The 7,747-nt window shown below is 63.0% G+C and carries 6 protein-coding genes; all 6 read right to left on the bottom strand.

The features are described from left to right. On the bottom strand, positions 1 to 643 hold a 643-nt coding region (locus EN893_RS11220; protein WP_128361539.1), incomplete at its 3' end, for an ATP-binding cassette domain-containing protein. A gap of 122 nt (positions 644 to 765) precedes the next feature. Then, entirely contained in the window at positions 766 to 1,791 is a 1,026-nt protein-coding gene (locus EN893_RS11215) for a putative 2-aminoethylphosphonate ABC transporter substrate-binding protein (RefSeq protein WP_127266991.1), read from the bottom strand. 399 nt (positions 1,792 to 2,190) lie between these two features. Beyond that, positions 2,191 to 3,552, bottom strand: coding sequence for an aspartate aminotransferase family protein (locus EN893_RS11210; protein ID WP_245481051.1), 1,362 nt, complete (start codon positions 3,550 to 3,552; stop codon positions 2,191 to 2,193). Between the two features lie 69 nt (positions 3,553 to 3,621). Continuing rightward, positions 3,622 to 5,079: a phosphonoacetaldehyde dehydrogenase gene (gene phnY, locus EN893_RS11205; RefSeq protein WP_127266989.1), complete on the bottom strand. Its 1,458-nt coding sequence runs from the start codon at positions 5,077 to 5,079 to the stop codon at positions 3,622 to 3,624. 224 nt (positions 5,080 to 5,303) lie between these two features. Next, a complete protein-coding gene (gene phnA, locus EN893_RS11200; protein WP_127266988.1) occupies positions 5,304 to 6,563 on the bottom strand; it encodes a phosphonoacetate hydrolase in 1,260 nt (419 codons plus the stop codon). Positions 6,564 to 6,587: 24 nt separating this feature from the next. Next, on the bottom strand, positions 6,588 to 7,739 hold the full coding sequence (locus EN893_RS11195) for a 2-aminoethylphosphonate--pyruvate transaminase (RefSeq protein ID WP_128361538.1): 1,152 nt from the start codon (positions 7,737 to 7,739) through the stop codon (positions 6,588 to 6,590). Positions 7,740 to 7,747: the final 8 nt, after the last annotated feature.

The following is a 7,747-nucleotide window of genomic DNA, read 5'->3' as shown; positions in this document are numbered from 1 at the left end:
GGTTCATGACTACAATGCGGTCGGCCAACGACAATGCTTCTTCCTGGTCGTGCGTAACCATGATCGTGGTGACGCCGAGCTTGCGCTGCAGCCCCTTGATCTCGTGGCGCAAGTGCACGCGCACCTTGGCGTCGAGCGCCGACAGCGGCTCGTCGAGCAGAAGCAGGCCGGGCGAGGTGGCGATGGCCCGGGCGAGCGCGATGCGCTGCTGCTGCCCGCCGGAAAGCTGCGCTGGGTATTTCTTCGCCTGATCGGGCAAGCCGACCAGCATGAGCAATTCCTTGACGCGGGCATCGATCTCGGCGCGCGGCCGTTTGGTGTTTTCCAGGCCAAAGGCGATGTTCCTTTCAATCGTCAGATTGGGAAACAGCGCGTAGGACTGAAACACGATGCCGTAGTCGCGTTTTGACGGCGGCAGCGTTGAGATATCCCTGCCCCCCTGGCGGACGACGCCTCTGGTCTGCAGGTCGAGGCCGGCGACGGCGCGCAGCAGCGTGGTCTTGCCGCAACCCGAAGGGCCGAGAAAGCAGATGAATTCGCCTTCGTTGATGTCGAGCGAGATGTCCTTCAGCGCATGGAACTCGCCGAAGGCCTTCCAGAGATGTTCGATCCGCAGGTAAGCCGTGTTGCCGGCAGCGGTCATGGGATGCACCTCGGCCAGCGTTGCCGATAGATCAGCGACGGGTTCGTGTCTCATTTTGACCATCCGGGAAGAGTTACGAGAAGGGCGCCGCTCTGACGGCGCCCTGTCGAAATGCTCTGCGTCTAGCTCTTGGGCTCAGACTTGGCGTCGTAGCGCTTCGTCCACTCGTCGAGAATGGCCTTGCGGTGGTTGGCCGCCCACTCGAAGTCATTGTCGATCATCTTGGACTCGATATCTGCGGGCAGGAATTCGACCGGCTTGGCGACATTCGGCATAGCCAGAACCGCATAACCTACATTGTACATCTCGTTGGCCTCCTTGCTGATCGACCAGTCGAGCAGCGTTTTGGCGGCTTCGAGATTTTTCGTTCCCGCAACGATCGCGGATGCCTCCATGTCCCAGCCGATGCCTTCGGACGGGATGACGATATCGAGGGGAGCGCCCTCCTTCTTCGATTTCGCGGCGCGGAACTCGAACGAGATGCCGATTACGGTTTCACCGGCGGCGGCCATTTTGCACGGCTTCGAACCAGAATGCGTGTAGGCATCAATATTCTGATGCAGGGCATCCATATAGGCCCAACCATCCTTCTCGCCGAACAACTGCAGCCAGCTCGATACATCGAGGAAGCCGGTGCCGGACGAGGCCGGGTTCGGCATCACGATGTGACCCTTGTATTCCGGCTTGGTAAGATCTTTCCAGCTGGTCGGCTCGGCGAGGCCAAGCTTTTTGCCCTCCACGGTGTTGAAGCAGATCGAAGCCGCCCAGGCGTCCATGCCAACCCAGGCCGGTGGCGTGTCCTTGTCGACAAACTTCGGCTTGAGCAATTCGACGCCTTTTGGCGCGTAGGGCTCAAGCATGCCTTCGGTCTTCAGCACCAGAAGCGATGTAGCGGCAAGGCCCCAGACAACGTCGGCCTGCGGATTGTCCTTTTCGGCCAACAGCTTGGCGGTAACGACACCCGTGGAGTCGCGGACAAAGTTCAGTTTGATGTCGGGATGGCTCTTTGTGAAAGTCTCGGCGTAGCGGGCGAGATCTTCGGCTTCAATGGCGGTATAGACTGTCAGTTCGGAGGTTTCGGCAAAGGCGGCGGATGACATCAATGCCGCGGCGAAGGCCATTGCGATAGTTGCGTTGCGCGATTTCATGCTCAGTTCCCCTTTGATTGTTGGCACATTCTGCGATGCACTGTGACGATCGCGCCGGTGGACATTGCGGCCCTGTAGCGCTTGTGGATGTCGTCGTTGGGTCAACTCTGGGGATTGGTGATCGATAAGTAAAATCTATTTATTTTATGACAGGCAAACTTCTACTGATAGTCGTCATGGAACTGTCGCATGCCTGTTGCGGCCGCTATTTCGCGCTTGCGAAAGCCCACGATTGGCACGGAGACGGTTATGGTCAGCCGAACGAAACGCCCGTTGTCTGTGCCCGCAAACGCGGGTCGGACGAGCGGACAGTCACCACCAGATCGCCCCCCCTCGCCCGCAAGCCCGCGTCGATTTCGGGGCATTCGAGCTCGCGGTCGGTGCGCACGGCCTTCATGGTCAGGCCGCCAGCACGGCGGTCTCGAGGATGTCGAGCGCACGATCGAGATCAGCTTTCGAAATGACCAGCGGCGGCGACAGCGTCAGCACATTGCCCTGGCTGACCTTGAAGCTCAGCCCCTGCCCCAGGCAAGCATAGAAGACGCGTTCGGCGAGATCGCGCGCCGGCTCGCGCGTATCGCGATCCTCGACGAGCTCGACGCCGACCATCAGTCCCCTGCCCCTGACGTCGCCGACATGGGGCGAGCGCGCCATCAGGTGCTGCATACGCTCCAGCATGTGCCGGCCAAGTTCGGCCGCGCGTTCGACCAATCCTTCCTCCAGGATGATGTCGATCGTCGTCAGTGCGGCGCGGGTCGTCACCGGGTTCTTCTCGTGGGTGTAGTGGCCGATCGCGAAGCCACCGGTGACGTCGAGGTCGCGGCGCGCGATGACGGCGGCGATCGGCAGGATGCCGCCGCCGAGCGACTTGCCGAGGACGACGATGTCGGGCGTCACATCATCATGCTCGTGGGCGAAGAATTTTCCCGTCTTGCCCAGCCCGGTCGGGATCTCGTCGAAGATCAGCAGCGTGCCGTGCCGGTCGCAGGCTTCGCGAACCCGCTTCCAGAAACCGGGCGGCGGCGGGTTGGGCGTCGCCCGCATCGGTTCTGCGACGACCGCCGCCACGTCCTGTTCGCGGCCGAGCACATAGGCGATCATGTTGGCGCAAGCGAGCCCCGAGGTTTCGAGGGAATCGTGGCCATAGGGACAGCGATAGCCGTCCCAGGGTGCGACGTGCTCGGTGCCGGTCATCATCGGGCCTGATATGTGCGAGCGGAAGGTCGCCTCGCCGCCGACGCTTGCAGCGCCGAAGCCGGCCCCGTGGAACGCATCCCAGAACGACACCGTCTTGAAGCGGCCGGTCGCGGCGCGGGCGATCTTCAGCGCGACCTCGATGGCATCCGAACCACCGGTGGTGAACAGCACCTTGCCGAGATCGCCGGGCGCCAATGCCGCCAGCTTCTCCGCCAGCTCGACGGCGGGCTCGCAGGTAAAGCGGCGCGGCGCAAAGCAGAGCTCATCGAGCTGCTTTTTGATCGCCGTGACCAGCCTTGGATGGCCGTAGCCGAGGTGATGCACGCTGTTGCCGTGGAAATCCATGAAGCGGCGGCCAGCGGTGTCCTCGATCCAGATGCCTTGCGCCTTCGCGATGGTCGAAAGGCAGGGGCTGGACAGACTCTGGTGCATGAAGGCAGCCGCGTCGCGATCGAGCAAGCCGCGGATCCGCGGATCGTCCTGCCCGGCATCCCATCGGCCGCGAGCCGCTGTGGTGTTGGAATCGCCTTCGGTGTGCACAAGCTCTTTGATCGCGGCCATCATGGTCTCCGAAACGCGAATGAGGGAGCGGCGAACGCTCCCTCGGTTGTCTTATCCGTCAATGCCGCCCGGTCAGGACCAGGGCAGCGAAAATGTCTTCACATTGGTGTAGCTCTTCATCGCCTCGATGACGCCTTCCTTGTAGCCATTGCCCGAATCCTTGATGCCGCCGAAGGGCGACATCTCGATGCGGTAGCCCGGCACTTCCCAGATGTTGACGGTGCCGACCTGAAGGCCGGCGATGTATTTCTGCATGCGCGGAAAAGAGTTGGTGCAGACGCCCGACGACAGGCCGAAGGCGGTCGAGTTGGACAGTGCGATCAGCGCATCATCGTCGTCCGGCGCGCGAACGATCGGGATGATCGGGCCGAACGTCTCCTCCATCACCAATTCGGATGTGTGAGGAACGCGATCGACAACGATCGGCGGCAGCAACGCGCCCTGACGACCCGGATTGTAGAGGATTTCGGCGCCCTGCTCGGCGGCCATGTGGACGCGGGCTTCGAACAGCGCCGCCGCCTTCTCGTGCACGACGGTGCCAAGGTCGGTCGAGCGGTCCATCGGATCGCCGAAGCGGATTTTTTTCGCCCGCTCCAGCACCAGCGGCACGAAGCGGTCGGCGACGCTTTCCTGAACCAGGATGCGCTTGACCGCGGTGCAGCGCTGGCCGGAGTTCTTTGTCGCGCCGGCGACGGCCAGATCCGCGGCTCTGGCCAGATCCTCGTCGGAGAGATCGTTGAGGATGATCAGCGGGTCGTTGCCGCCGAGTTCCAGCACCTGGCGCTTGTAGCCGGCGGTGCGGGCGATCATCTTGCCGACCGGCACGCCGCCGGTGAAAGTGATCAGGTCGATATTGTCGTTGGTGATCATCTCGTTGCCGATGTCTGCGGGCCAGCCGGTCACCACCGACAGCATTTCGGGCGGCAGACCGGCTTCATAGAGAATGTCGGCCAGGAGAAGCGCCGTCATCGGCGTCAATTCGGTCGGCTTGACCACCACGCAATTGTTGGTGGCGATCGCCGGCGCCACCTTGTGCGAGACCATGTTGAGCGGGTGGTTGAACGGCGTGATCGCCGAGATCGCCTTCAACGGCTCGCGGGTGGTGAAGATCTTGCGCGCCTTGCCGTGCGGGGTGAGGTCGCAGGAGAAGATCTGGCCGTCATCCTGGATGCACATCTGCGCCGACAGCGTGAACACGTCATAGGCACGGCCGACCTCATAGAGCGAGTCCGTCTTGGAGATGCCGAGCTCGAGCGTGATGAGATCGGAGATTTCTTCGCGGCGCGACGCCAATGCCTCGGCGGCGCGGAACAGGATCTGCTGACGCTCGTAGCGCGTCAGCTTCGATTTGTAGCTGGCGGCGATCTCGAATGCTTTTCGCGCGTGCTCGGCACGCCCGGCCGGCACGGTGCCGATAACGGTGTCGTTCCAGGGGTAGCGCACCTCGACGACGCCGTCGGCATCAACTTTCTTGCCGGCAATGCGCATCGGCTCGTGGCGGACTTTGATGGAAGGGTCGAGTTTGGTCATGGGTTCTGCTCCAGCAGATTCTTGGGTACGTCGCGGGGTCGACCCCCACTCCGGCCCTTCGGGCCACCTCTCCCCCGATCGACGGGGGAGAGGAAATCAGGCGAAGTCGGCGCCCCCACGTTTCCCGGCTAAGCCGCGGCTAACCCTGGCGCCTTCCTCTCCCCCGTCGATCGGGGGAGAGGTGCCGAGCGTAGCGAGGCGGAGTGGGGGGTCGACACTAGCGCTCAGCCCGCCAGTGCCGCCGCCATTGTGGCGTAGTAAAAGGCGTCGAAGTTTCTCAACACAGGTTCATCAGGCAATTCCGGCAGCACACGATTGACGATGAACGGCACCTCCTGCTCGGTCAGCCCACCATGCGACCGTAGCGGTTCGTTCAGAGCCGCCAGGTCATGGCGATGTTCTGAGGTGCCGATCGTCTTGTTCTCGGTCGAGATCAGCACGATGTCGCCGATGCGATCTGCCGGCAGCTCAAAGCGCTCGCACGCCGTCGGGCTGTCGACGACCAGCATGATGCCGTCGATCTTCGCCAGCCGGGCCATGATGCCGGCCTGATCTGCGCCATCAGGCAGATAGGCGGTGGCAAACGAGCCGAGCGCGCCGTGATGCACGACATAGGGGTCGGTGATCGGCAGGATGACGCGGGCGGCGTCCTTGCCCAGCCACTCGTCGAGAAGGTCCTGGACATAGACGACGTCGGGCGAACCGTCCGCCTTGTGCTTGGGCTTCATGCCATGGTCGGCGGTGACGACGATCGCCGCGCCAAGCGCATCAAGCTCGGTCAGGTATTTGTCGAACATCTCGTAGAAGGCGTTGGCCTGCGGCACGCCCGGCGCGTATTTGTGCTGCACATAGTCTGTGGTCGTCAGGTACATGATGTCGGGACGGAACTCCTTCAGCAGCTGCACACCGGCGGCAAAGACGAATTCCGACAGTTCGGCCGAATAGACCTCCGGCACGGGCAGCCCAAAATGTTTCGAGGCATTGTCGATGCCGTGCTCGGCCCTGGTGGTGGTGTCGGATTTTTCCGCCGAAAAGCACAGCGCGCGGCCTTCATCGAAGGCAAGGCCCTTGCCAAGCAAGGCACGCAGCTTGTCCTTGGCGGTGACCACGGCGACCTTGGCGCCGGCATCGTAGAAGGCCTGGAAAATGGTCGGCGCGCGCAGGAAGCGCGGGTCATTCATCATCACTTCCTTGCCGGTCTCGCGCTCATAGAGATAGTTGCCGCAGATGCCGTGCACCGACGGTGGCCTTCCTGTGGCGATCGACAGATTGTTGGGGTTGGTGAAGCTCGGAATGACAGAGTGCGCAAAACGTACGGTGCCCTTCTGCTTGATCCTGACCAGCGCCGGCATCAACCCGGCCTCGATCGCCTCATCGAGATAGGCCGGCTCGCAGCCGTCAAGGCAGATGGCGATGGCCGGCACACGCGGCCAGGCGTAGGTGCGGCCGTTGACCGCGACGTTGATGGGAGACATCTGGTTCATCTGATATCCTCGAGATCGGCCGCTTCAGGCGGCGAGTTTGGCGCGTTCGGCGAGTGCCGCGGCGGGTGGAGCGGCGGTGTCGACGCCCATTTCATGAAGCGAGAAGGCCGCCGCCTCGACGACGCGGCGCATGACATGTTCGTCCATCTGGCCGATGCAGCCGACGCGGAAGCTATCGACGGCGGTCAGCTTGCCCGGATAGATGATGAAGCCCTTGTCCTTCATCAGATCGTAGAAGCGGTCGAAGGCGAAACTGGCATGGGCCGGGTTGAAGAAGGTGACGATGATCGGCGACAGCCAGCGATCCCCGAGCAGTGTCTCGAAACCGAGGTCGCGCATGCCGGCCACCATGACGTCGCGGTTCCTCGTATAGCGAGCGCCACGGCCGGCGACGCCGCCTTCGGCCTCGTGCTGGCGCAGTGCTTCGAGGAAGGCAGCGACGACGTGCGTCGGCGGCGTGTAGCGCCACTGGCCGGTTTTGTTGAGGTGCGCCCACTGGGCGTGGACATCGAGCGACAGCGAATGGCTCCTGCCTTTGGCAGCCTCCAGCTCGCTCTTGCGGGCGATGATGAAGCCGAAGCCCGGAACGCCCTCGATGCACTTGTTGGCGGACGAGACCATCGCCTCATAGCGGATATCGTTGACGTCGAGCGCTACGGCGCCGAAGGCGCTCATGGAATCGACCAGCAGCTTGCGACCCTTGGCATGGACGGCTTGCGCAATCTCGGCGACCGGATTGAGGATGCCGGAGCTGGTCTCGCAATGGATGGCGATGACATGGGTGATATCAGGGTCGGCCGCGAGGGCCGCCGCCACCTCGTCGCCGCGCGGCGGCAGATAGTCGCCCTTGTCGATCAGCGTGTAGGCGCGGCCGAGATAGTGCATGGTCTGCGCGGCGCGCAGGCCGTAGGCGCCGTTGGCCAGCACCAGAACCTTGCCATCTCTGGGCACAAACGAACCCAGCATCGCTTCGACGCAGAAGGAACCGCTCCCTTGCATCGGCACGCAGTCGAACTCATCGTTCCTGTCCCCGGTCAGCGCCAGCAGGCGGCGACGCATATCCGATGTCATGGCGCGGAAGTCGCCGTCCCACGATCCCCAGTCGCGCAACATCGCCTCCTTGACCGAATAGGCCGTGGTAAGCGGCCCTGGGGTCAGAAGATACGGCTCGCCCAGCGCCGGAC

Source organism: Mesorhizobium sp. M7A.F.Ca.CA.004.04.2.1 (assembly GCF_004022825.1).
In the GTDB taxonomy this organism is placed as follows: domain Bacteria; phylum Pseudomonadota; class Alphaproteobacteria; order Rhizobiales; family Rhizobiaceae; genus Mesorhizobium.
This window is presented reverse-complemented; position numbering and strand designations above follow the sequence as displayed.